At 53.6% G+C, this 22,201-nt stretch carries 24 protein-coding genes and 2 pseudogenes; 12 read left to right on the top strand and 14 right to left on the bottom strand.

What is annotated here, in order from left to right; translation table 11 throughout:
- Positions 1-12: 12 nt before the first annotated feature.
- Positions 13-1,695, bottom strand: a complete 1,683-nt coding sequence (locus tag NATOC_RS19775) for an amidase (protein ID WP_015323270.1) — start codon at positions 1,693-1,695, stop codon at positions 13-15.
- Between the two features lie 242 nt (positions 1,696-1,937).
- Here NATOC_RS19775 and NATOC_RS19770 point away from each other — a divergent pair, with 242 nt between their 5' ends.
- The gene (locus NATOC_RS19770) at positions 1,938-3,050 is read left to right on the top strand and encodes an alpha/beta fold hydrolase (RefSeq protein WP_015323269.1); all 1,113 of its coding nucleotides are present in this window, start codon (positions 1,938-1,940) and stop codon (positions 3,048-3,050) included.
- Between the two features lie 142 nt (positions 3,051-3,192).
- Here the strand turns inward: NATOC_RS19770 and NATOC_RS19765 are convergent, their stop codons facing one another.
- Positions 3,193-3,531: a hypothetical protein gene (locus tag NATOC_RS19765; protein ID WP_049888982.1), complete on the bottom strand. Its 339-nt coding sequence runs from the start codon at positions 3,529-3,531 to the stop codon at positions 3,193-3,195.
- Between the two features lie 267 nt (positions 3,532-3,798).
- Between NATOC_RS19765 and NATOC_RS22960 the strand changes: the two are divergent.
- Positions 3,799-4,022: pseudogene (locus NATOC_RS22960) on the top strand (hypothetical protein); the annotation flags it as partial.
- 38 nt (positions 4,023-4,060) lie between these two features.
- On the opposite strand, the gene NATOC_RS19760 reads toward NATOC_RS22960, so the two are convergent.
- From NATOC_RS19760 to NATOC_RS19735, 6 genes are all read right to left on the bottom strand, one after another.
- Entirely contained in the window at positions 4,061-4,573 is a 513-nt protein-coding gene (locus NATOC_RS19760) for a hypothetical protein (RefSeq protein ID WP_015323267.1), read from the bottom strand.
- Positions 4,574-4,876, bottom strand: coding sequence for a hypothetical protein (locus NATOC_RS19755; protein WP_049888981.1), 303 nt, complete (start codon positions 4,874-4,876; stop codon positions 4,574-4,576).
- 761 nt (positions 4,877-5,637) lie between these two features.
- On the bottom strand, positions 5,638-6,459 hold the full coding sequence (locus tag NATOC_RS19750; protein WP_015323265.1) for a DUF3450 domain-containing protein: 822 nt from the start codon (positions 6,457-6,459) through the stop codon (positions 5,638-5,640).
- Positions 6,460-6,612: 153 nt separating this feature from the next.
- Positions 6,613-6,867: a hypothetical protein gene (locus NATOC_RS19745; RefSeq protein WP_015323264.1), complete on the bottom strand. Its 255-nt coding sequence runs from the start codon at positions 6,865-6,867 to the stop codon at positions 6,613-6,615.
- On the bottom strand, positions 6,867-7,139 hold the full coding sequence (locus NATOC_RS19740; protein WP_015323263.1) for a hypothetical protein: 273 nt from the start codon (positions 7,137-7,139) through the stop codon (positions 6,867-6,869). Before NATOC_RS19740 ends, NATOC_RS19745 begins: the two co-directional genes overlap by 1 nt.
- A 76-nt stretch (positions 7,140-7,215) precedes the next feature.
- A complete protein-coding gene (locus tag NATOC_RS19735; protein WP_015323262.1) occupies positions 7,216-7,509 on the bottom strand; it encodes a hypothetical protein in 294 nt (97 codons plus the stop codon).
- A 165-nt stretch (positions 7,510-7,674) separates the two neighbouring features.
- On the opposite strand from NATOC_RS19735, the gene NATOC_RS21460 reads away from it, so the two are divergent.
- From NATOC_RS21460 to NATOC_RS19725, 4 genes are all read left to right on the top strand, one after another.
- On the top strand, positions 7,675-7,905 hold the full coding sequence (locus tag NATOC_RS21460; protein WP_245549724.1) for a winged helix-turn-helix transcriptional regulator: 231 nt from the start codon (positions 7,675-7,677) through the stop codon (positions 7,903-7,905).
- A gap of 133 nt (positions 7,906-8,038) precedes the next feature.
- A complete protein-coding gene (locus NATOC_RS19730; RefSeq protein ID WP_015323261.1) occupies positions 8,039-8,803 on the top strand; it encodes a recombinase family protein in 765 nt (254 codons plus the stop codon).
- A 703-nt stretch (positions 8,804-9,506) separates the two neighbouring features.
- The gene (locus NATOC_RS21455; RefSeq protein ID WP_015323260.1) at positions 9,507-9,755 is read left to right on the top strand and encodes a hypothetical protein; all 249 of its coding nucleotides are present in this window, start codon (positions 9,507-9,509) and stop codon (positions 9,753-9,755) included.
- Between the two features lie 66 nt (positions 9,756-9,821).
- Positions 9,822-10,265, top strand: a complete 444-nt coding sequence (locus NATOC_RS19725; protein ID WP_015323259.1) for a DUF4870 domain-containing protein — start codon at positions 9,822-9,824, stop codon at positions 10,263-10,265.
- A gap of 164 nt (positions 10,266-10,429) precedes the next feature.
- Here NATOC_RS19725 and NATOC_RS19720 read toward each other — a convergent pair whose 3' ends face one another.
- Positions 10,430-11,065, bottom strand: coding sequence for an IS6 family transposase (locus NATOC_RS19720; protein WP_015323258.1), 636 nt, complete (start codon positions 11,063-11,065; stop codon positions 10,430-10,432).
- Positions 11,066-11,223: 158 nt separating this feature from the next.
- Between NATOC_RS19720 and NATOC_RS21450 the strand changes: the two are divergent.
- The 3 genes and pseudogenes from NATOC_RS21450 to NATOC_RS19710 form a co-directional block, all read left to right on the top strand.
- Positions 11,224-11,488, top strand: a pseudogene (locus tag NATOC_RS21450) (IS4 family transposase); the annotation flags it as partial.
- Positions 11,489-11,702: 214 nt separating this feature from the next.
- The gene (locus NATOC_RS19715) at positions 11,703-12,653 is read left to right on the top strand and encodes a hypothetical protein (RefSeq protein ID WP_157224715.1); all 951 of its coding nucleotides are present in this window, start codon (positions 11,703-11,705) and stop codon (positions 12,651-12,653) included.
- 44 nt (positions 12,654-12,697) lie between these two features.
- Positions 12,698-13,480 (top strand): hypothetical protein, encoded by a 783-nt coding sequence (locus tag NATOC_RS19710; protein WP_157224714.1) that lies wholly within the window; start codon positions 12,698-12,700, stop codon positions 13,478-13,480.
- Positions 13,481-14,064: 584 nt separating this feature from the next.
- Here NATOC_RS19710 and NATOC_RS22650 read toward each other — a convergent pair.
- Entirely contained in the window at positions 14,065-14,457 is a 393-nt protein-coding gene (locus NATOC_RS22650) for an SHOCT domain-containing protein (protein WP_174299213.1), read from the bottom strand.
- 544 nt (positions 14,458-15,001) lie between these two features.
- Between NATOC_RS22650 and NATOC_RS19705 the strand changes: the two genes are divergently transcribed.
- Positions 15,002-15,733: a hypothetical protein gene (locus tag NATOC_RS19705; protein WP_015323252.1), complete on the top strand. Its 732-nt coding sequence runs from the start codon at positions 15,002-15,004 to the stop codon at positions 15,731-15,733.
- A gap of 612 nt (positions 15,734-16,345) precedes the next feature.
- Here NATOC_RS19705 and NATOC_RS19700 read toward each other — a convergent pair.
- The gene (locus NATOC_RS19700; protein ID WP_157224713.1) at positions 16,346-17,428 is read right to left on the bottom strand and encodes a hypothetical protein; all 1,083 of its coding nucleotides are present in this window, start codon (positions 17,426-17,428) and stop codon (positions 16,346-16,348) included.
- A 194-nt stretch (positions 17,429-17,622) separates the two neighbouring features.
- On the opposite strand from NATOC_RS19700, the gene NATOC_RS21445 reads away from it, so the two are divergent.
- On the top strand, positions 17,623-18,243 hold the full coding sequence (locus NATOC_RS21445) for a DUF7344 domain-containing protein (protein WP_015323250.1): 621 nt from the start codon (positions 17,623-17,625) through the stop codon (positions 18,241-18,243).
- A gap of 473 nt (positions 18,244-18,716) precedes the next feature.
- Here NATOC_RS21445 and NATOC_RS19695 read toward each other — a convergent pair whose 3' ends face one another.
- The 3 genes from NATOC_RS19695 to NATOC_RS19685 form a co-directional block, all read right to left on the bottom strand.
- Positions 18,717-19,700, bottom strand: a complete 984-nt coding sequence (locus NATOC_RS19695; RefSeq protein WP_015323249.1) for a tyrosine--tRNA ligase — start codon at positions 19,698-19,700, stop codon at positions 18,717-18,719.
- Positions 19,697-20,005 carry a hypothetical protein gene (locus NATOC_RS19690; RefSeq protein ID WP_049889014.1) on the bottom strand — a complete coding sequence of 103 codons (309 nt, stop codon included), beginning with the start codon at positions 20,003-20,005 and terminating at the stop codon, positions 19,697-19,699. Before NATOC_RS19690 ends, NATOC_RS19695 begins: the two co-directional genes overlap by 4 nt.
- A gap of 346 nt (positions 20,006-20,351) precedes the next feature.
- Positions 20,352-20,762: a winged helix-turn-helix domain-containing protein gene (locus NATOC_RS19685; protein ID WP_015323247.1), complete on the bottom strand. Its 411-nt coding sequence runs from the start codon at positions 20,760-20,762 to the stop codon at positions 20,352-20,354.
- Between the two features lie 98 nt (positions 20,763-20,860).
- Between NATOC_RS19685 and NATOC_RS19680 the strand changes: the two genes are divergently transcribed.
- Complete coding sequence (locus NATOC_RS19680) at positions 20,861-21,475, top strand: DUF7509 family protein (protein ID WP_015323246.1); 615 nt, start codon at positions 20,861-20,863, stop codon at positions 21,473-21,475.
- The last annotated feature ends 726 nt before the right edge of the window (positions 21,476-22,201 follow it).

The raw sequence follows: 22,201 nt of genomic DNA, 5'->3' as shown, positions 1-22,201 counted from the left end.
AGTCCAAGCTGCCTACAGCGCGCCGAACCCTTCGGGTGGACGGCGCAGGTCCGAGGCCCGTTCATAGGCTGCGGCCATCCCGATCAAGTCCGGTTCGGCGAACGGCCGCGAGAGAAACGAGAGTCCGACCGGAAGCGCGGGATCAGAGGTGTACCCCGCGGGGACGGTGATGCTGGGGAAGTTGGCTGCGGGGCTAAACGTCCGCATAGTGGGGCTTATCGCGTCGGGAATCTCCCGGTCCTCACCGACGACCGCCGGCGTGCGGTTGTCCGTGGGGTAGACGAGCGCGTCGAGGTTGTCGTCGGCCAACACGGCGAACATCCCCTCACGGAGCGTTTGCTGGTCTCGCAGTGCCCCCAGATAATCGACGTTCTCGTCGAGTTCCTCCAGGTCGACCTCGAGGGCCGCCTCGAACAGTCCGAGGATCGACCCTTCGATCGTCTCGGAATCGAGGACCTCCTGCATCGAATTGACCGGCGCCGCGTCGCCGAGACTCTCAAGGTAGGCGTTGAACTCGCGGCGGTACTCGTAGGTGATGAGGTCGAGGGCTAGCTCGCCCGCGATTTCCTGGAGCTCCTCAGGAATCTCGACGGGATCAACGACCGTCGCACCGCAGGCTTCGATCGTCTCGAGACCTGATTCGAAGCGCTCGACGACCTGTGCAGGCTGTCCGACGTCGATCCCGGTCTCTTCGGGATCATCGGGGATGAGCCCGCGAGGAACACCGACTCGGACGCCCTCGAGTCCGCCGGGTTCGAGGAACGACATGTACGGCTCCTCGGGGATATTACTGGCCCCTTCGGCGGTGACGCGATCCGCCGGATCGTAGCCGACCATGACGTCGAGCAGCCGTGCGGCGTCGGCGACGGTTCGGGTCATCGGTCCCGCGGTGTCGAGTGTGCTGCTGAGCGGGATGATCCCGTCACGGCTGATCAGCCCCGTCGTCGGCTGGATCCCGACCAGGGAGTTTGCTGTCGATGGGCCTAGTATCGATCCGCTCGTCTCCGTCCCGATGCCGATTGTCCCGAGGTTCGCCGCGACCGATGCTCCCGTCCCCGCGCTCGAGCCCGACGGACTCCGCTCCGTGTCGTAGGGGTTGAACGTCTGGCCGCCGAGCGAACTCAGCGAGCCGGAGGCGAACTCTCCCGTGTTCACCTTCGCGAGGACGATTGCACCGGCCTCACGAAGGCGCTCGACGACGAAGGCGTTCGTGTGTGGGACCGTGTCTTCGAACAGGACGTTCCCGCCCGACGTCGGTAGGTCCGCCGTGTTGAAGATGTCCTTGACCATCAACGGGATGCCGTGGAGCGGACCAACAGAGCCTGACTCCGCGAATGCTTCGTCGAGTTCCTCGGCCCGGCTGATCGCGCCTTCGTTGACCGTGATGACCGAGTTGAGTTCGTCGTCGTAGGCGTCGATCCGCTCGATGTAGCGTTCGGTGAGTTCCCGTGAAGTCAGTTCGCCGGCTTCGAATGCCGCATGTACCTCCGCGACGGTCGTCTCGAGCAGATCGAACGACTCGGACCCCGATGTTCCCACGGCAGCGGTGCTAGCTACCAGACTCCCGGCGCCGGCGACGCCCGCGGCTTTCAGCACGGACCGCCGGCCGAAGACCGAGCTGTGAGCCGAGGTCTCGATTTCCTCTTCGTTTGTCAATCCATCTTTGCTTGACCTTCTTTTTACTTTTTCCGTCATCAGATAGCGTGTTTTTCCCTACGAGTATCAATCTTATCCAACCGGAAGCAAGACATTGTAATTTATATTGGGATGAATATGTACGTCCTTGTACTGCTATAGGATATTGGTGAAATATCCCTACTTCAGAGAATTTCCGAGAGTGTTTCGTTCACGAGGTATGCTCCTCCCCAATTGGTATATCCCGAGGTGGGGTAGATTGTAAGCGACTCTCTAACATAGAGGGTCGGAAGGATCCAAGAATGACCAATGAAAACCAGACACCAGCCGACACACCCTCACCAGGAGCCAGTCACGTCCAAACCGGAATCGGAACCAACTATTACACCGAAGAACTCCACGGTCCGCTCGAGTTCTTCTCGATGGATACCTTCGAACTCGAAGAAGGTGAGACACTCAGGAACTGTACGATCGCATACGCGACCTTCGGCGAACTAAACGACGCGAAGGACAACGCTGTGCTGTTCCCGCATATGTATTCGGGAACGAGCAAGGACATGGAGATGTATATTAGCGAAGACGCAGCAGTTGATCCAAATGAGTACTTCGTTATCTTACCGAATCAGATCGGTAACGGGTTATCGATGTCCCCGCATAACACGCCACCGCCATATGGACAGGGGGACTTCCCGAAAGTGCGTATCAGCGATGACATTCGGGCCCAGCATCGACTCGTCACAGAGGAATTCGGTATCGACGAGTTGCAACTTGTGCTGGGTTGGTCGATGGGCGCCCAGCAAACCTACGAATGGGCCGTTCGGTATCCGGAAATGGTCAAACGGGCGGCGCCGATCGGTGGCACAGCACGAAACCCCGTTATCAGCCGGTTGCTGGTCGATGCGCTGACTGACGCCATCAAATCGGACCCGAACTGGGACGAGGGGTACTATTCTGATCCACGCGACGTCAGGCGAGGGCTACAACGTCATGCCCGGATCTGGGCGATCATCGGCGCCAGTGACGCATTGTATCGACAAGAGAAATGGCGCGACGTCGGCTTTTCTTCATTGAGCGATTTCATGCACGCGTTCTGGGACGAGTGGTTCCTTCCAATGGACCCGAACAACCTGCTCTGCATGGCGTGGAAATGGCAGAACGCCGACGTCAGTCGCATCACGGATGGCGACCTCGAAGCAGCGCTCAACCGTATCGAAGCGAAGACCTACGTGATGCCGTTCGAGCAGGACATGTTCTTCACGGTCGAAAGCTGCCAGCACGAAGAAGAGATGATTCCCGATAGCGAACTCCGTTCGATTCCTACCCCATGGGGACATTTCGGAATGCTTGGGCTTGATCCTACAGATAAGGAATTCATCGAGGAGAGGATTCAGGAACTTCTCGACGAATCCGTGTAGTAGCCAGTCCGGTGAGACACCGAAACTCCGTCTAGGTCCCAGTGGCCAATATCCGGTGTCTCTCGTAGGAATCCGCCGTGAACAGAATCCATCTGTTCCGACAGCAACGCCTAGTCCGATCTCGCTCATGGAGAGTCCTCGTTTAACGTTGTACGTCGTCGAGAACCTGCTTCCAGAGGCCGGGGAAATCACTGATCTGCTGCCATCCAGCTGTTTCCTCCACGTCTTCTTCGACGATAGTAATGTCCTCGAAGTAGTCGTCTAGGACTTCGGTACGTTCCATCGCAAGTGGCGGCGAACAGTAGTCCTCCTCGATCCAGACTGCCTCACCGCTCGCTGGATCGAACCGCGCCTCCTCCAATGCTTGTGTCATAGCACGTCCGAACGGATCCATCGCTTCGATCTCTCCAGTATCGAGCCGTTCGCGTAATTCGACGAGTCGATCCACCTTCGGGCGAGCACGTACAAGCCGATATGCCATATCCAGCAGTACGCATCGCTCGGTAATCAAGTCCTGGCCGCTGTCGCCTGCTATTCGGACTCCGCTGGTTTCGAACCGTTATGTAGTACGTACGGACGATCAGTGACTGTCAAGCTGTCCATCCTCAACCGCTTCAAGCACGTCATCCCCGATTTCTGTCGCCACATAGTACGTGGTTCTCGACATGCAGGAGGTTGATCCGTATTTCGAGCATTTACAGAACGCACGTGAGCATCCGCTGGCTGAGAGCCAGCCTGAGTGAGTTCGATGAATCGAGATGACGACTACTTATCGGACTCCGTAGCATGGGTTGCTGATTCGGACTTTTTGTCGCATGTAGTCGCCAACAGAATCCCAAGTACAGTGCTCTCGAGCGGTTCGCTCGGTAGCACGAGATTACCTTTGTGATCCCTGAACGCGTCTACGAGGAACTTGGTGGTGCTCCTGACCGTAGTACACCCGGCCAGACATCGATCAACAGCGCGCTCGAGCCAAGGGTCAACTGCCAGCTGATGCGAGAGTGGTATTGTCAGGGTTCTTCGAGCAACGAGCGGGCCCGCTGTACGTAGCTGTTCGCGTCCCAGCTGCGGGCGTCACTGATTTTGTCGAGGAGTATCCGGGCCTCGGCACCTGACAGCTGCTCGGTTTGGACAAGGACCGAGAGCATGGTCGGCGTCGTCACAAGCCGGGTATCGGCGAGCGATGCGTGGATCAAGCCGAGTTGGTTAAATTCATCACAGAGAAATAGTGTGGCGTCAAGTTCGTTCGAGAGGGTGACGGCAGTGTTCTCACCGTCATCGAGCGGAAACTCGGCGTCGAGGTCGACCGACCGTCTCTCGAGCATCTCATCTCGTTCAAGCACAGTGGTTGCAGCACGACCGTGGGCATCATCATACGAGGCGACCTCTCGGAGTTCCTCGATGACCGCTGTTGGAACCACAACCTCGTACTGGGTCAGACAAATTGAGAGTGGATTGGGATCGTCGTCAGCAACGACTCCGAGACTAATGAGGCCAGAAGAATCTGCGACAAGCCGCGACATCTATGCGTCGGCAACCTCGTCGATGAAGTCCTCGTCCAGCTGCTGTTTTAACACCCGGAGATTCGCCGCCTCTTCGGCACCGACGAGTGCTTTGAGTTGCTCGAACGAAATCTCGCCGTCGTAGTAGGCGGCTGCAATCTCTTGGGTGAGCGCATCGTCGTGAGCGGCCTCCTGAAGGTACTCCCGTAGCGCAGTCACGAGGATGTCCGTCCGGTCTTCTCCGAGGACGTCCGCGAGTGCATCAGTTCGATCGATAAGTCGGTGTGGCGCCCGAAATTGAACGCGCTTCTTGTCGCTACTCATGATGTGTACGTTGTGAGCCAGCATATTTAGCCCTTTTCGTGTGTACAATGTGAGCCTAGCTGGTATCGTGTTGTGATTTCGTGCCCGACGGCCACCAGATACACGATGCGATTCGGGGTCGCGAGTTCACCTAGGGATGGAGTCGTGAAATGGTAACCTTTCTATAGTATGGTATAGACTCGAGTTGCTCGAATCGGTACGTGCAGATGCCCACGTACCTTTTTCTCGTCGGGTTCGCTCGCGTTGCTCGCTCACCACTCCTCCAAAAATCTACGCTAAAAAGCCGCTCGCTCCCGATGGTCGCTCGCGGGTGCTGCGCTTGTAGCGCTAGCGGTACCGCCACAGCGCGAATGCAGCACGAACTACGATCCGTGATCGCCCACTATACGTACAGATAGACAATCGAGAACTCAGAGCTGTTCGTCCATCTACCACGACCATCGTGTCATGAAATTCTTCTCGAGTCTCGCCACTGTATTATATGGAACTGGACAGTATCAAGTATTTCTTGTAGAATAGACGCTGCTGTGAATCAAACGCTCCCCTCCATGGAACTACAAGAGAGAACCAGTCACACCCGTTGTGAGGACGAAGGTGAGCGCAACCGCCGAATCGGTGTTATTCATACTGCTACTACTTCTGAAACAGGAGGCACCTCCTCGTAGTTGTCACTAGAAGAGACAGCGACGTCGACTGGGAAGTCGACGACCAGATCCGTTCGTGTCCGTCTTCCTCTCTTATTGTGGCCTATCTTGTCGTTCTCACGCGGTTCCGGCTGTTGGCTTGGTCACAACAGGTGTGACGCCACCAGCACTCGGTGCACCGTCCTCGAGCAGATCTAGGTGGCAGTACCGATTCTCGAGCAGTCCGGTTGCGGTCTCACGATCCATCACCAAGATCTCCTTTGCAGGTTGCTTCGGACTCACCTGTCGCGTCCGCTCTTCGAGGTCCGAGCCACCGAGGTCTTTCATTGCTTCCCAGACACGCGTGATGGTCGTCCCGTGTGGCTGTTCGCCCATGATCGCGGTCAGGGCCTGGCGCACGTCCTCGCGGGTGAAGAAGACGCCATCACCGGTCGTGCGTTTGGTCGCGAACTCCTCCCAGCGTTTGGCGACCAGCAACGCTCGGTAGGTGTTTTGCTCGCTGCGGTCGTCCACGAACCGCTGCTTGACTTTGTACTGGCGGCAGTTCGCGAAGAAGTCCAGCGGACTCGTGGAGGGTTCGACGTCACCGGGCAGCTGTGCCGTCTCGTTGGCGGTGTCGGCACCGTCGTTCTCTTCGACAGTGGCTTCGACCTGGCAGGCCTTGGCGCTGGCAGAGCGGGCGATCTCCTTTGCTTCCTCGGCCTGTGATTTGGCCTGGGTGGCGTTTTTCGCGAGGTCCGTGCGGGTCTGGTCGTTCTCGTCGAGTCGCTCTTCCAGGTCGTCGATCCGTTCCTGCTGGGTTTCGACCTGCCGTTCGAGCGTCTCCTTTTCGGTCTCGAGTTCGTCGACCCGCGAACGGAGTGTTCGTAGTTCCTCGGTTAGCGTCTGGACGGTCGTCGACTGTGCGTCGCTGTCGGAAGTAGTGTGGTTGGAAGACATCGGTGGTTAGTGATCGCAAAAAATCGCTGTGCGAACGATACGCGTCGCTGTGCGGCCACTGTGGTCGGTCGGCTTGGCAGCCGGGACTCCGGAACTGGTGGAGTCCCTATGTTCGCGGGCTGCTGGCGGAGTGGCCGACATCGAATGCCGTGCTTAATCGGCGTCGGACTGGGTGACCCGTTTCTCGGAGCTACTGGTGTTAGCCCCGTCCGGAGTGCTCATCGGTGAACAGCCGGCACAGTAGGCGCGGTGAACCGTCCAGTGGTCACTGTCGGCTGGCTTCGAGACCAGGACGGTGGCGACGTCGCCTTCGTAGAACTCGTAGCCACACCACTGGCAGTGGGTGGAACCCTGGGTACCGACGGACAGTCCCGCGAGCAGTTGCACGGGCGTAGCCTCGAGCAACATTAGTCGTGGCCTCCGTGGAAGCGGATGACCAGTGCGAGGCGAGCCCGTGGGATCGGCGCGATGATGAGCTCCGAAACGCTGGGCGCCGTTGGATTGGGGTAGGCGACCCGAAGGATTTCGCTGGTGGGGTCGTACTCGGGGTGGACGTCGGCACTGGTCGCGAGTCCCATCCCGATCGGGTACTCGCTGCCGTGACTCTTTGTGTTCCCGATCGGGTACTCGTTGGCGGGGATCTCCGTGTGTTCGAGGACGAGCAGCGTCTGGGTGGGCATCTCGCGATTGCGGACGTGGTCGCCGACGCGCAGGCGCGGGCGGTCGTCCAGGCGTAGTGGTGTCGCTCGAGGCCATCTAGATCGCCTCCGCCATGGTGAGCAAGTCCGCGAGCGTCTTGTAGCGGTGCTGGGTTCTGAAGCCCCGCCGGGTCTGGATGTAGTCAATCCAGTCGTTGATCGATCGGTCGGGGGCCGCGAGGTCGTAGCGGTAGGTGCGGTCGGTGTCGTGGATGACGTGGACCGTTTCGTCGGTCGTTCGGTAGACGTGGTGTGCGTCCTCGGTGTCGATACCGACGAGAATGTAGTCCGGTCGAGGGTCGGTGCGACTGCGAGCCGAAACGGTTTCGGGTGTGCGTGGTTGAATTGACATTGGTCTGTAGACGCAGACCGAGGTCGGCTGCTGGAACAGCCGGCCGAGATTTTCCGGCCACCCTCGGTCTCTACTCTGTAGTATCACAGCGCGACTATTAAACCTATGGGTTGTAGGTTATTGCCCATAGGTTTTTGGCAATTGCCGACCACTTATCAGACACTAATGAGTACATCAGCACGATTTATGGACGCGGATGATATGCGGGATGCTGACTGGGCAATCGTAGACGTACTTCGTGAGGGAAGAGCAAATGCGCCGCTGATTGCTGAAGAAACAGGATACTCTTCGCAATATGTTCGTGAGCGTCTGGGTCGCTTAAAACAAGATAATATCGTGAAACCACTAGGCCATGGAATATATGAGCTTGTTCCAGAAGAACTTCCGAGCAGATAGTCCAAATCGAATTTCGGTCCTCACGTCTATTTTCGAGTGATGTGTCCTGTAAGCGGGTACTTGTCTGCTTACAGGCTGTAAACAAGTCCTATCCTTTAATTGCTAACGCTGAAAGAGACACGGTGAAAACAAGATGAACTGCGCAACCTACATTCGAGCGAGCACGGACAACCAAACAGACGCACATCAACGGAAGAGCATCGACGAGTGGCTACAGGAGAACGGTATCGACCTCGCGGATGTCGATCGGTATGCTGACCTCGGCCACTCAGGCGCGAGTGACGACCGTGAGCAGTTCACCGAGCTGCTCGAGGCACTCGAAGCCGGCGAGTATACGCATGTTGTGTGCTGGGAGATCAGTCGTCTCTCGAGGAAAGGCGCGACACTGCAGCGATTCTTCGACGTCTGCGAAGACACCGAGACGAGTGTTGTGATCACGGATGGGAGTGTCGAAAAAGTCACTCCTGACGGCACTGGCCGATTCGTTGCTGATATCATCGGTATGGTCTACCAGCAGGAGCGCCGCACGCTCATCCGACGGATCGAGGCTGGACAGCGCCGTGCGCAACGACAGGGCAAATGGTTAGGTCAAGTTCCGGTAGGCTTCCGCCGCGACGACGAGGGATACCTTCAGCCGATCATTGATCCAGACCACGACGCCGGCGAAACGGGATATCTCGAACTCCGGGACGCACTCGAGCGAATCGACAACGGCGAGTCATACCGGTCTGTCGCTGAAGGGCTCCCTGTCACCCGACAGTCGCTCTCGAATATTCACCAGAACACCGATCGACGGAAATGGTATCTCGAGGCTACGGCTGACAAAGACGCTGTGCACGCCGCACTTGAATCAGTCCGAACGGTGCCAGTCGACCAGATCAAAACATCGGATGATTGATCACGAGCAGTGTATCGTACACTTCTCTTCGAATCGCTGAGCACAGGTCTTTAGGTATTTCTCAGCTCTGACTACTGCTGCTTGACGGCCGTATCTACGATGAGACCGCGGTTGGTGCGATCAATTCCTATGGATAGTTGGGACCGCTCAGTATGACCACTAGCCTTCGAGAATTCGGCATTCCTTTGATCAAAGAGAAGTGGGGGAGGGGGGTAATATTATTGATTCGATACTCAACTAACTTTGAGGAACTTAGATTGCTATCAAGCAGACAAATAAACTGTTTTAAATTATTGGCTGGAGGAAAAACCATCCACGATGACTAATAGTAAAACACAGGAAAATATATTTGGAGTTGCATGTCACCAGGTAATTCGAAGGCTGAAAAGCCAGATCAAAACCAGAGCGAACTCGGCGTCGGATTCTCGGAACTATAACTGGAGTCGGGGTATCAACCCTCTTCATTCCGACCGCTACGGTAACCGAAAAAGATGAGTACAATCAAAACGAAGATAATGAGACTCCATATTGGATATCTGAAACAGCAGACAACGAAACAGAGCTTCTAGCAGCTGAGCGAATTGACCAGCCATCGGATGAGGGGACTGATATTAGGGTACAGACCCCTGCTCCCGAATGGCAAAGAGGCTTCGACTTTGAATTCGGAGGTAGAGAATTTGAGGCTACATTATCGATTTATGATATGGATGATCCGATCTGCAATTACGGGATTACGATTTCGACTGGCATTTATTCTGGCAGCGGTGACCGGGTCAATTGCGAGGGATCAAACACAGTTGGGATCGATATCGTAGTCGCAGACTTTGAAGCAGGTATCGAACCGTTAACAGGTACCGTGTTTGACGACGGGGTCCGCTTGACTGGTGAAGTCTGTGTAGGTGGATGGCCCGTCGAAGAGTGTGGCTCGGTCGGTTACGAATTTGAATTCTGATACAAATCCTAAAAACGAAATTTTTTGATTACACCCACGTTATTTTCATCACGACCACTACACACCATGACTACAACACCTACTACACCTAGCCCTGAACAGTCGAAAGAACGTTCTCTTGGTGGCATTCTCGTCCATCCACTAGCGCTATTCACCAGTTTCATCGGGGCTGCAATCATGTATGTGGTTTCGGACAACGAATTCACGAAAGAGAACGCCCGACATGCCCTTAACTGGCATATTACCGTCGTTGTTCTGGCGGTCGTCGCGATGGTGATCGGATTCTTCGGTGCTGATGAAGCCACCATCGGCGGAGAATCAATCGAGACACTATCGCTTCCGGGTCCAATTGACACTGTACTTACGCTTACTGGCATTCTGCTGCTGCTTGCGGCGATGATTGCAGTGTTCGCTACGTTCGCGTACACTATTATAGCTACACAAAAAGCCATCTCCGGATCGGCATGGTCGTATCCCGGTGCCATCGAAGTTGTCGGTCGGAATTTATAATCCTAGTTACACTAAAGAAGCGTAAATGAATTTTGCGTAGTTAACGAGGAATGGGGGTTAGTGCGTTAGGTTCGCAGACCTACGTGACGGTTTACTGAGGAATCAAGAATGTATGGCACTGTCTAGTTCTGCACCTCCTCGATCGGCGTCTTTCCGTCGAGAGCTTAGTGCGGTCTCTGGCGGTTGTAGTAGTGCATGAATTGTTCAAACCATTCGCGTGCACTCGCCCGACTGCCCACCCACGAGTTGTGGAAGCGGTCGATACGCATTTTGAGGGTGTGAAACCACTTTTCGATGAGGTTTCGCTCGGTATAGTTGACCCGACCGCTCAACCCTAATCGAGCAAGGGCAGTCCGATAGCCAAATTGATCGACGAGAAATACGGTGTCGGAGAGATCGTATTTTTCGTCGAGTCGATGCAGAAACGCAGCTGCCGGATCGGTTCCGTGCCGACCGAACAACGCGACGTCAAGAATCAGCTTCGTTTCGGTGTCTATTGCAGCGTACAACCAAGACCACTCGCCGTTGATTTTGACAGCGGTCTCGTCAACCGCGACCCGCTTTGGCTGCGCCTCAGGCGGGTCGCACTCGCTGTCAGCCAGCCGATGTACCCAGTTCCAGACCGCCCCGTGAGAGCGTTCAACGCCTAACTCAGCGAGAGTCGTTGTTGTCTCTCGAAGCGAACAACCGGTCTGATGGAGACGGACGGCGAACGCCCTGACGGGCGTCGCCGTCCGCTCGTTCTCCCAAGATTCTTCTAAATCCGTGTCGTAGCTCTCGCTGAGCAGGTCTGCGAGCATCTTACCCAATTTACTCAACGACCTGCTCGTTCCTCAAACTGGCTCAACTAGACAGTGCCTATCAGGAGTATCAATCCCGCTCTGGGTCTGTTTCTACCTCGACATCACAGTTGTCTTGACACAGCAACCAGGCCCCACAAGGGTTTATCTGAAACACGTTACTGTCACTGCTGGTGAGTCGTGATCCACTCGATCTGGTCACCGAGCAGGCGGACGATGAGATCGTATTTCCGCCGGAACGCTAGGTGGTGACCTTCTGGTCGCACGCCCAGCTCGTCCTCAATGTATTCAGTGAATATCTCGGCTATTCACCGCCACCGTTGCTAGAATGGCTGACCGAAGACCCACCAGCAACGACCAGTGTTACAAGAGATGCTCGCTACCGCTACTCAACTGAGGTATGAGTCCTGGGTAAAAATATAAATAAGCACTGATCTATTCTATATACTAAAACAATCAAAAAGTATTAAATAATGTAAACCGGTATACTTTTTTAGATAGATATGATCGACCAATTCAAAACCGATCAACGAGCTGTTCTGCAAATTCTGGGTAGTAACGCAGCTACGGAAGGTGTGGAAGTGTGAATCGACGGAAAGTATTGCAGTCAATTGGCGTGGCTGGGGCGTCATTATCCATGGCTGGTGCTTCGGTAAAGGCGGAGAGGGTTGAGGGCTCGTCTGTCGAAGTTTTCCTCCAGTCTGATATGGTACAAGAGGTAATCTCGATGGTCGAACGGCCGATTCCGGGTGCGGATAAGGTGATGGTCGTCAAACCGGCAAAAAATAACGCAGAAATTGAGACTCTCGAGCACGAGAACTTAGAGGGGCCGGTTGGTCTCATCGAAATACCGACAAACATTGGTAATATCAGATCACTTGTGTATAATGATCACCTCCTGAGCACTATATTCTTCTTTGAGGGACCAGACGTAGATGTGTACAAGCGTCGTCGAAACCAGATCGTACGGCAGCAGTCACTTTCCGACGTGCATTTGTTCCCGGGCGGGACTGACGCGGTAGTTATATACGACAAGTCTGAGGCAGCCTTCCGCCGGACGGCCACCCAGCAAGAGCGCGCCCAGATCGCTCGGACATTGCAAGGAGAGTCCACCTCGCTCGAGTCCGTTTCGGCTAAGGAGATCAGGGAGGGCGACATGGCAGTGATCGCAGAAGCGAGAACCGAGGAATTCGTCGTCGAACGAACCGGAGACGAGAAGATCGAAACGGCCTTCGTTGACGTAAATCACGATGAGGTATCGATCGACGTCAAAGAAGTCGAACCGAACCAGTCGGATAGTATTGGTGCACAGATCAGCAACCCGTGCACGAGCGATTGTGACCCAGCCGAGTGGACCGTGGACGCATCATCGTGCGTCCTAAACGTTATCAGCCCAGCTGGATGTCGATCTTGCAACCTAGTCTGTTCAGCGCGAATGAGCGCACCGGGATACGTTGCGTGCTTCATCTGTGCGACCCAAATCTGTAGCGTGAGTTTATACAACTACTGTAGTTGTATTGATGCGATCTATTGCATCGTCGAACTCGGTCTCGACGGTGCGGAACGCCTCGAAGATGTATTCTTTTGAATAGCAGGTCCGCTATCGGAATCTTTATTTCTGGTTGATTTCACTTGGTACTTGTAGCGCGTCTCGAATACGTGATCGCGATGCAACCGAGCAAAGCCGAACTGGAGTGGGACGTCAACGCCAGCACGTCGCGAACAATAGAGGCTCTGCTCGCTACCCAGTTTGCAGTCGTCTGGGGGCTGGTCCTCCTCGTGGGAACGAGTCTGCTCCTCGCTATTGCTTCACGATACGTGACTGGAACAACGATGCTCGAACTTGTGGGAATTCTTGCTCTCGTTATGGGTGTTCCAATTCTTGCCTTCTGGGGCGTGTTACGGACGTTAACCGGAACCGGGAGGAAGAGAATGATAGCCCAGTATTTTTTCTTTGACCCGGCCCATCCCGAACGGACGATATTCGACCACGCTCCTCCTCGGCAGTATGCAGTAGCAGCGGCGGTCGGGTTCGTCGGGTATTTTGGGTCGATTTTTGTGTTCGAATCCCAGCCCGAATACGTACTTGGGGTGGCCTTCGCCGGCGCTGTACTCTGTTGTTTTTTCTGGTGGACCGCACCGAACAGGGGTCGTCTCGATGTCGAATCGGAGACGCTCGTAATATACAACCGACGCACACTCACCGAGGGCGGCGGAGGCAACCTTTGGGACCTGCTCCGCGGATTCAGCGGCGACGACCGGAGAACGTCTCTCAAGGACGTTGTCGGAACGACAGCAGTTCGTGTCGGCGACGTCGTCGTTCTCGCGCTCCAACACCGCGCTGGCTACGCGCCGACCCTCGTCGTCCTTCCGCCTCGAGTAGCGAATCGAATCGTTCAGGAATATGGCGACTGATCAGGGATGATGAGTGAATATTATGGAGATTGGAGTGTGTTAATTAAAATCCGTATATAATTAATCATAAGGATGGTAACCCAAGGTACTGTCTAGCACCCCCTCAGCTGACGTCTTTTAATCAATTAATTGACGTGATTTCTGGGTGTTGTAATAATGCACGAACTATTCACGTCAAGAGCGCACAGCTCGCCGGCGCGAAGGCCCGCATCATAGAGCAGTGCGACAATCGCCTCATTCCGTTCCTGAAGGTAGGGTACGACGGCGTCAGATAGGCAGACGCCTCGAAGCTGTTCCATCTCCTCGAGTTTTAGCCACGTTCGGACACAAACCCATTAGTATACTCAACGTCGGGATTGCTTAGCATGGGTTCTGTGGGCGACATGGTTTATAAGCAAGAAGGGTAAATCGGTCGGTGAACGTCTCAGTTTGTGCCAAACTCAGACGTTCGGCTGACAATATGACATACCACATAGAGAGATTGCAAGAGAATCACGGTTGGTGTCGCCGCTTTACCAGAAACAGGGGCTTCTCTGAATTCCGCTACATGGAGATGCGAATGGAACACTGGTAAGTAGCAAAAATCACTCTCGCTCAACTGCAGGTTCTTGTTTTTCGCTCTCTTTGGAGTCTACCTTCTGATCATCCGAGGAGTAACCGTGCTCAGTCTCAAGTAGCACTTCTACACGTTGTTCAAACTCTACTTCTGTGAGCTCTCCTTTTGCATATTGATCTTGAAGCTCTCCAAATGGATCTGTAGCATCTGATTGGGAAGAATCGGTAGAGACAGTGTCATTGGATTTAATCTGTGACTGATTCGAACTGAGTTGAGTCGCTACTGCCATAACAGCAGCAAACAAGATAACAAATATAGTTGCAAGCCCTGCAGCCGCAATTGAGCCCAGGATAGCCAATACGAGAATCAAAGGGATCCCCAAAGATGCAGCAAAAAGGGTAATCCTGGAAGGTTTGTGCATTCACGTTCTTCATCGGCCCCCTCTGATAAAATTCTAGTGGATGACATAACATGACGGAATACACATAGAAGTATTTGTGTCAATACTTTAGTGTCGATAGGTGCTTCATCTGTACGTAACGCGAGGCGGGTTTCGAGGTGAGACCCCTGTGGGGGTTCGATGTCGATGTATGCAGTTGCTCCGATGTATGCACGGGTAGCGTATTGAACGGAACCGCGGTGTGCATAGATCCCGCCGGTATCGGCCGTCACATACGCAACCTCGGTGTCGTCGACGTCGCCAGCTTCTCAATCGAGCCCGATCGCCGACTCGAGACCGATTCGAGAACTGAGTCGGCCGTACCAGAGGTATCTAGGTTCTAACTGTGCGAAAGGTATAATTGGCCGAGCAGAGAATAGAACCCTAAGGAGATGGCCCTGAAGAATATCCCCACTGTCGATGAACTGGCTGAAACGACTGGCCAGTCCAAGGAGCAGCTTCTGAAGGACCGAGAGGCTGCGGCGAAAATGTCGAGCAGTTCTGACGACGAGTAGCGGTATTTCTAATGAGCGAGCCAGGTTCTACCAATACAGTAGACCAGCTATTGGGTCACACGAAAGGGCCAGCGGAGCCGGTTACCGACCGTGATCTCACACGAGCACGGTCATCGGCTTATATTGTACACGGAAATTTTCACGAGCTGGCTCAGATATGCGATGATATCTCCACAACGGGAACGATTATTGTCGAGAAAGGAGCTGAGAAGACGGACGTTGAGAACGAGGTCTATCGGCGAGTTCACAACTACGTTTCGTCACTGTACTCCTACAACGAGCAGATCCGCTCTATTCTCAACAAGCGATTGAAACAGCACATCAGGAAGGGGTATTTCCTCCCAGCACGAGATAACAAGGCTGCACCAGACTATGTTCGGCGAGGGACGTTCCTCTGGGGACTACGGAACGATTTCCAGCATGGCGACTACTGGTGTCTCAGGGTTCGGTACGAAGGAACTCAAAATGGAACCGACTGCTATCAATTGTACTTCCAGAAACGCGATTTTGAAGCGACGCCGAAAGGGGATCTCGATAGCGCTGGCGACTATTTAGTCCATGCTTCGGACGAGGATCAGCAATATCCACTCCCGTATATTGGTAGCTTCCACCGGAACTTGTTTAGCGAATTTGAGAACGCCTTTGAAGAGTGGTGCGACAAAACCGCGCCTAGATCCAGCCGGAGAGTATTTGTTGCTCAAGTGGTGCTCCCGATTTTCCAAATGACTGTGAGTATCTTTTGAATTAAACTGCCCTTTGAGATGGGTTTGCGTTACCTGTAGAAGCGAATGGAACACTGTTCTCTCTTCCCATTACCAAATTCTCGTGGGATAAAGAGGATGCTAATGGATGCCGTATCCATTCTTACTTGGACATCTTTAGTGAATGCCAGAGCTGTGGATTTGTTTTGCAAGCGGTGAGCGACGCTGATTCCACTCCCCTGAACTGGGATTCATGTCCTAACTGCGGCGGAACTGGCTTCGATTTAATTGACACGTAGATGACCTGTACACAACACAGTTATCCATCTGTCGGCTACCGCGATAGTGTCGATTCGAGACGATCGCAACCGACCGATCAAAGCCGCCTTTAGAACTCTGATCGGCAAGTGGGTGTGGGGGAAACGGGAGGCCGACTTCGGCTTCGGCCCGGGTGCAGGCCCGTACTATCCCGATTGCTTGAGTAAGAAAACTCAAGCATGCAACAGACGATTGCCATACGTAATTACGTTTCTGGCATAGTAGTCGAAAGTCGTCTCACAGTTCCGGAACCACCAATATAGGCGTAACTCTCAACAGTTACTTCGGAAAAACAAGAAGTCGAGTTTAGCCGCTCAACTGAATCTTCGATCTCGGTCAGCAGTCGTCGTTAGTGTCGTCCTCGTCTAGCTCGTCAGCGTCGTGATCAGCGAGTTCGTCCTCGTCGACGTCAAACTCACCATCTTCGTTGAGTTCGTCTTCGTCAACGTCGAAGGCTTCGTCGTCATCGAACTCCGCTTCGAAGTCCTCAAGTTGCTCTTCGAGGGTCTGTGCATCTTCGGCGTCCTTGGGGAGTTCGATGTCAACCGGCTCGTTGTACGCTTCGAAGTACGTCGTTTCAGTGGCTGTGGTTTCGATACTCTCGATCGTATTCATGTCTTCACTCGCGTTGTCGTCATCGTCCGCTCCGAGATCCTCCATGAAGGTCTCAGTAGTAAGCTCAGTTTTGACCGGTAGGTCTGTCTCACAGTCGACCCACATCGTGACCGTCATCTCCTGATCTGGGCTCACAAGCTCTTCAGACATCTCATCGTCGACCGCTGCGTCAGTGGTATTGTCACCGTTTGCTGCGTCAAGATCTCCGTTTGCACCGTTGAGTCCATCGTTCCCGAGTTCACCCATCATCGTCTCCATGTATGCCTCTGTATCAACGTCGAGTTCAAGAACGTACGTGTCAGTCCCATCAACTTCTTCTTCACCAACTGCCTCTACGTCGGAAGCGTCAAGCAAGGACTTGTACTGGGTCAGTGGATCCTCAGCAACACCCTCACTTTCCGGTGCATCTAGCTGGAGCCATTCTGTCTCTTCTCCCGACTCCGTGGTACCCATATAGTACGTTCCGTCAGTGAGGTACACCTCAATCTCGACCGGTCCCTCTTCGAGTTCTTCGTCACCAGTGGCCTCAGTGGTTATCGCTTGGTTCATTTCCCCAGCGGTGACGTTGACTGCACCACTGCCATTACCTTCCGACTGTGTCTCTTGTTCTTCACTGTCCTCAACAACCGTACTCGAGGAACTCATCTCAGTCTCATACTCGTAGGACTCGATATCATCGATCGCGTCCTCGATGTCGTCAGCAGTTGGTTCTGCTGCACCGGCACCAGCACCCATCGAAACGAGCATGCCAATAGCAAGAAACACGGTTGCAATCACTACCATGCCACGCTGTATTCGTACCATAGTTCAATGGGTTGTACGTTACAGTACATAGACCTTTTTGTACTTTTGTAGTAACAGTATCTTAGCTGTATGAAGAACAGATCGGTCTAGCACACGAGATATACACGTAATCAGACGATAATAGTAAAGAGTGAGGCAGATACTGTTAGTATGTTCCTCAAAACCTATAGAATGGTTTATTTGACCATGGTGTAATGACTCAGACAAGATCTAATTGGCGAGTAATAGAAATGAGCCCAGAAACAGATCACTCCCTCCAAAGCGAGGAAAACGCGCATTTGAATCCTTGCTCGGAGTCCCAAGCATTATCTAGAAATAAAATATTTCATCTACTGAACACAACTCGTCGGCGAGAAGCAATCCGGTATCTTCTCGAAACAGGAGACCAGGTTGGACTACCGAAGCTTGCCAAACACATTGCAGCACTGGAACACGAAACATCTGTTGAGGACGTAACGCAGGCGCAATACCAGCGTATCTACATCCCACTCTATCAGTCACATCTCCCAAAGCTCGACGAAGCAGGAGTTATCCGGTACGATTCGACCAAAGGGCTCGTTGAGCCAACCACACAGCTGAATGTCTTTGCACCGTATCTTGAGCTCTCTCCTAACGAAGAGAACGATGCTCGGTCTAGTTCTGATACAATGGCCTTTGACATACAAGCGGTCGACAACTGGTATTTAGGGTCCGCTGGCCTCAGCGCGATACTGTTACTGGCCGTCACACTTGGGTTGATTCCGATCTCTGGAGAATTTCTTAGTGGTATCATCATTGCGCTGTTTCTCGTCGCGAATGGAGGTACAAGGCAGTAGTATGCAATGATGGTCACGTATCGATGAGAGTGGAACAGCAACCTCACAGGTAGAACTTCTAATCAGTACTATTATCACGACTTCATAGCGAGGTATAGAAAATGTCCATCAGGTGCTATTTTTTGGCCATGCAGATTCGAAATATTTTGAGAGCAAAAAAGAAAGTGGGAAAGTCCGAGTTAGGACCTGTTCTCGATGTACGAGAACATTCTCCAAAACGTGTATCGATAATTCTGGAGCAATACAGTCTATCGAAGTTTATCAAGGGTTACTAACAAATCCAGTGTGGTCTCCACAGGATACTTGAGACCGACCGATAGAGAACGGCGGGGTTTGAACTCAGACGCTTGCCTGAAATCATAACACACAACATAGAGAGTTACAAGAGAAAGACGGTTGGTGTCACCGCTTTACTGGAGACAGGGGCTTTTCTGGATACCGTTACATGGAGAGGCGGATTGACCGGCTTCGACTTATTCGCTCGTCAGTTCCCGGAGCTTTTCCCGTCCGGGAGCGATCAACTCATCGAGATATCCGGCTACTGCCTCTTTCGCATCTGCCGGGTGCAGCTCTCCGGACTCGAGCGCCGCTGCAAGGTCATCGTAGTAGTCGTAGGTCTGATTTCCACCGTACTTCTCGGGTCGTCGGACGGTCACTGACTCAAATCTCGGAAACACGTAGTACTCGAACAATTGGAGAACGGGATTCTCGCGATCACCCTCGGGATCACGGGTCGGGGGACAAAACGCCGACTCGATCTTTCGCTCGAGGTCCGCAGCCGAGTCCTCCATCGAGATCGTCGCTCCCTCACTCGAGGACATTTTCCCCTCGCCGGTTTCGAGATCGGAGAGGATGGGCGTGTGCAGACACGGTCGCGTCTCGTATCCCAACTCTGGCAATTTCTCCCGGGCGAGCATATGCACCTTCCGTTGATCGGTGCCACCGACAGCAAGATCGATACCGAGGAACTCGAAATCGAGGACCTGCATCAAGGGATATACCGTGTGGCTCACCGTTGCGGTGTCGCCGCTTTGGAGTTCGGCGACCGCTCGCTGGGCACGGTTGAGCGTCGTCGAGACACCGAGTTCGTGCAGATCGAGTGAGTAGTACGCTTCGAGTTGGAAGTCGGACCCGTAGACGTATTCGGTCTTCTCCTCGTCGAGGCCGTACGCGGCGAACTGTGCCTTCATTCGCTCCGCTGTCTCGTGAATTTCCTCGAAACTGCCCTTCCCGTTGAGATGTGCGTGAACGTCCGCCAGCAGGACGACAACATCCATCCCCGCTTCCTGCGCGTCAATGAGTTTGTTCGCCGTTAGAAGGTGGCCGAGGTGGAGGACACCGGACGGTTCGTAGCCGACGTAGACTCGTTTGTCTACCGGATTATCAGCGAGGTCACGCACCTCCTGCTCGGTAACGACTTCCTCAGTGTTCCGGGTGAGTAACTCGTAGGTATTCATACCAATTGTAGCTTCTCCGATTCGGAAATTTTCATATCATCCAATGCGTCGATTACAGTCGCCAGTTCATCGTTTACTGTCTCGACGAACTGGTGGGCGTGGTCTGTCGTCGTTGCCCCTGCTGAACACGGTTCAATGAGTTCCTCTTCCTCGAGAACGCGAAGTGAGTATCGAACCTTGTGATGCGGGAGATCAGTCCGGGTAGATAATTCGACGATGCCAATCGGTTCGGCCTGCCAGACGAGGACGAAGACCTCTAAATTCCGATTGAGAACATCGACCTCTTTCTCGAGACGGTCAATAATGGTTTGCCCGACCATACCACCTCAGCCTATTCGCCGAGAATGTATAAATTAATTTAATGTATGATATGACACCTGTAATACTAAATGCTATTCTACCACATGGTGTTCGCATTGATAGGTGTACACCCTGTACGGAACGATTGCTCGACTAATCTGGTCGGTATACCTCAATCGCTGTGTTACGTAGGATTGCGAACCTACCGATGGGTTTTTACAGAAAAGACAGTCAACTGAGGCCAGAGCGGGAGTCCACGCTGAATCCCACGACTTTAGTCGTGGGTAGCTCAAACGCAGAGAAGGCGCAATACCACGGCCCTCAGACCGCAGAAGACGTTAATCCAAAAGGTCATTCCTCAACTGAACTGTCGTACATCTCTCCGAACGCCTGTTCGCCGCGGATCAGTTCGTCTACGCCTTCTGTAAGTGTGACCTCTCCGAAGACCGTCGCCCGATAGTAGGTGTACAACCCGTCCTGTCCTCGTTCGGTGCGTTGTCGCTTCTCGACGAGGCTCACATCGAGAAGTTTGTTGAGATGGTAATGAAGGGTACTATCGTCGATCTGCATCGCCTCCTCAAGCTCCTTTGGACTCATCTCCCCACTGTGAACGAGTCGGTAGAGGATTTCGTACCGGGTCCGCTGACCAACGGCAGCATGCATCTCGAGGTATTCATCCAGAGAGAGGATACTGTCGTCGGGCAACAACTCCTCCGGATCATCTGGGAAGTCCCCATTAGCAGCGCGAGAATTCGTAGCCATCTTGCTTCGAAAGACGAGCGGAAGAGCCTTAGTCGTTATCAAGCCAGGACTTCCCGAAAATGCTCCTTTTTATATACTCTCGAAGAAGAGCAAACTCCATGGAAATTACGCGGAATCGAATCGCTGATCAGCTAGGTGACGTCAAATACGACCGGTTCCTGTTCTATCTGATGGGGCCGTACAAGTCGTTCAACCTCAACTATGTCCTGAGCGAAGAGGTGCGCCAAGAGATTGATATCAACGATCTTCCTGGACCGCTTCGAAAGCTTTTCCGGAATAAAGCCGATATCGACGAGGCACAGGCACTCTTGCGGCGAATACAAGGGGAGCTTCGAACGACACCCGGAGTAAACGCGTTTCTGGCTCTCGACGTCGATGTAGATACAAATGATGTGGATGCAGTAACCCAGAGTATCGAGTACACCCGGTGTAGCAACGCCACCGCGTTCATTGTTCCATTTCTTGGGCATAATTTCGGTGTCGGTGAGGAAGCTGGAAGCATCCTTGCCACTCTCGCAGAAACACACGGTGACCGGCTTGTCTTCGTTCATGAGGACAATGTGACAAGTGCCATGATTCGGTCGGCGAAAGTACGGTGGGATCTACGAATCGAAACGTACGACACTGAAGCAGAACTCGTCGACACCCTCCGACGATTCGTAGGCGAAATTATGCAGCGTGAGTACCGCGGTGGTCTCGATTACCTGCAGTGAGTGCGATATACGCAGGTACTACAGGCCACCGAACTCGGGAGCCAGCTAGCACAGGCGCTCACACAGAAACAGCGATACGATAGTCGTACTGAGACTGGAGGGGTTGTATCGCAAACTGGAAACTTTCTATCCACAGTGAAACAACCAGCAACGCCCAACTCTTGAGAGAAGTGGGGGGAGGGGAAGTGGGGGAGAGGAGAAACATCGCCACAGACGCGATCTGGGGTAAACGCTCTGTAGCGACGGTCGAAGTATAGAGCCATACCGACGTAACCATGCTGCAGTCGTTTGCAGTGTCGAGTTGATCAACTCGTCTGAAGCGAATTGACATCCGCCACGGACTGAAGCCGCAGTATTGTACCTGTCAGCGTATAGTCTACGCTACCAAGTCGCTCTGAGTGGAAGGAGCTACTTTCGTCAATTCACCTTCGACAGCGCGAAATTGTGAACTACCCCATCCTACCGCGCTCGGGCTTACCCAGCCCTCGCTTGTTGAGGGTGGGGCTTCCTGTTTCTGCGTCGGAACGTGCAGGAACAGACCCCACAGCGGTTCCAGACTCCGCAGGCGATTTCCCTTTACGGGCGGTTCGGAGTGTCCCACTCCTACCGAATTGACACTCGGCCACAACCGACGATGCACGCTTTTTGTCGCGTTTGAACAACGCCGAAAGCGTGGTGAGCATCTTACTACCCTCTTCGACTGTCGGGGTAGTAAGGATGCCGATT

The organism is Natronococcus occultus SP4 (genome assembly GCF_000328685.1).
Lineage (GTDB): Archaea > Halobacteriota > Halobacteria > Halobacteriales > Natrialbaceae > Natronococcus > Natronococcus occultus.
Note: the sequence above shows the minus strand (reverse complement) of the source record. Positions and strands in the feature narration are given on the sequence as shown.

What these genes read in the sequence shown, in the direction of transcription:
- NATOC_RS19725 (WP_015323259.1), top strand. Translation starts at nt 9,822, where the DNA reads ATGACTACAACACCTACTACACCTAGCCCTGAACAGTCGAAAGAACGT.
- NATOC_RS19770 (WP_015323269.1), top strand. Translation starts at nt 1,938, where the DNA reads ATGACCAATGAAAACCAGACACCAGCCGACACACCCTCACCAGGAGCC.
- NATOC_RS19700 (WP_157224713.1), bottom strand. Translation starts at nt 17,428, where the DNA reads ATGGTACGAATACAGCGTGGCATGGTAGTGATTGCAACCGTGTTTCTT.
- NATOC_RS22650 (WP_174299213.1), bottom strand. Translation starts at nt 14,457, where the DNA reads ATGCACAAACCTTCCAGGATTACCCTTTTTGCTGCATCTTTGGGGATC.
- NATOC_RS21455 (WP_015323260.1), top strand. Translation starts at nt 9,507, where the DNA reads ATGGATGATCCGATCTGCAATTACGGGATTACGATTTCGACTGGCATT.
- NATOC_RS19720 (WP_015323258.1), bottom strand. Translation starts at nt 11,065, where the DNA reads ATGCTCGCAGACCTGCTCAGCGAGAGCTACGACACGGATTTAGAAGAA.
- NATOC_RS19685 (WP_015323247.1), bottom strand. Translation starts at nt 20,762, where the DNA reads ATGGCTACGAATTCTCGCGCTGCTAATGGGGACTTCCCAGATGATCCG.
- NATOC_RS19765 (WP_049888982.1), bottom strand. Translation starts at nt 3,531, where the DNA reads ATGGCATATCGGCTTGTACGTGCTCGCCCGAAGGTGGATCGACTCGTC.
- NATOC_RS19730 (WP_015323261.1), top strand. Translation starts at nt 8,039, where the DNA reads ATGAACTGCGCAACCTACATTCGAGCGAGCACGGACAACCAAACAGAC.
- NATOC_RS19680 (WP_015323246.1), top strand. Translation starts at nt 20,861, where the DNA reads ATGGAAATTACGCGGAATCGAATCGCTGATCAGCTAGGTGACGTCAAA.
- NATOC_RS19745 (WP_015323264.1), bottom strand. Translation starts at nt 6,867, where the DNA reads ATGTTGCTCGAGGCTACGCCCGTGCAACTGCTCGCGGGACTGTCCGTC.
- NATOC_RS19775 (WP_015323270.1), bottom strand. Translation starts at nt 1,695, where the DNA reads ATGACGGAAAAAGTAAAAAGAAGGTCAAGCAAAGATGGATTGACAAAC.
- NATOC_RS19760 (WP_015323267.1), bottom strand. Translation starts at nt 4,573, where the DNA reads ATGTCGCGGCTTGTCGCAGATTCTTCTGGCCTCATTAGTCTCGGAGTC.
- NATOC_RS19750 (WP_015323265.1), bottom strand. Translation starts at nt 6,459, where the DNA reads ATGTCTTCCAACCACACTACTTCCGACAGCGACGCACAGTCGACGACC.
- NATOC_RS19705 (WP_015323252.1), top strand. Translation starts at nt 15,002, where the DNA reads ATGAGCGAGCCAGGTTCTACCAATACAGTAGACCAGCTATTGGGTCAC.
- NATOC_RS19740 (WP_015323263.1), bottom strand. Translation starts at nt 7,139, where the DNA reads ATGCCCACCCAGACGCTGCTCGTCCTCGAACACACGGAGATCCCCGCC.
- NATOC_RS19715 (WP_157224715.1), top strand. Translation starts at nt 11,703, where the DNA reads ATGGCTGGTGCTTCGGTAAAGGCGGAGAGGGTTGAGGGCTCGTCTGTC.
- NATOC_RS21460 (WP_245549724.1), top strand. Translation starts at nt 7,675, where the DNA reads ATGAGTACATCAGCACGATTTATGGACGCGGATGATATGCGGGATGCT.
- NATOC_RS19695 (WP_015323249.1), bottom strand. Translation starts at nt 19,700, where the DNA reads ATGAATACCTACGAGTTACTCACCCGGAACACTGAGGAAGTCGTTACC.
- NATOC_RS19755 (WP_049888981.1), bottom strand. Translation starts at nt 4,876, where the DNA reads ATGAGTAGCGACAAGAAGCGCGTTCAATTTCGGGCGCCACACCGACTT.
- NATOC_RS19735 (WP_015323262.1), bottom strand. Translation starts at nt 7,509, where the DNA reads ATGTCAATTCAACCACGCACACCCGAAACCGTTTCGGCTCGCAGTCGC.
- NATOC_RS21445 (WP_015323250.1), top strand. Translation starts at nt 17,623, where the DNA reads ATGACTCAGACAAGATCTAATTGGCGAGTAATAGAAATGAGCCCAGAA.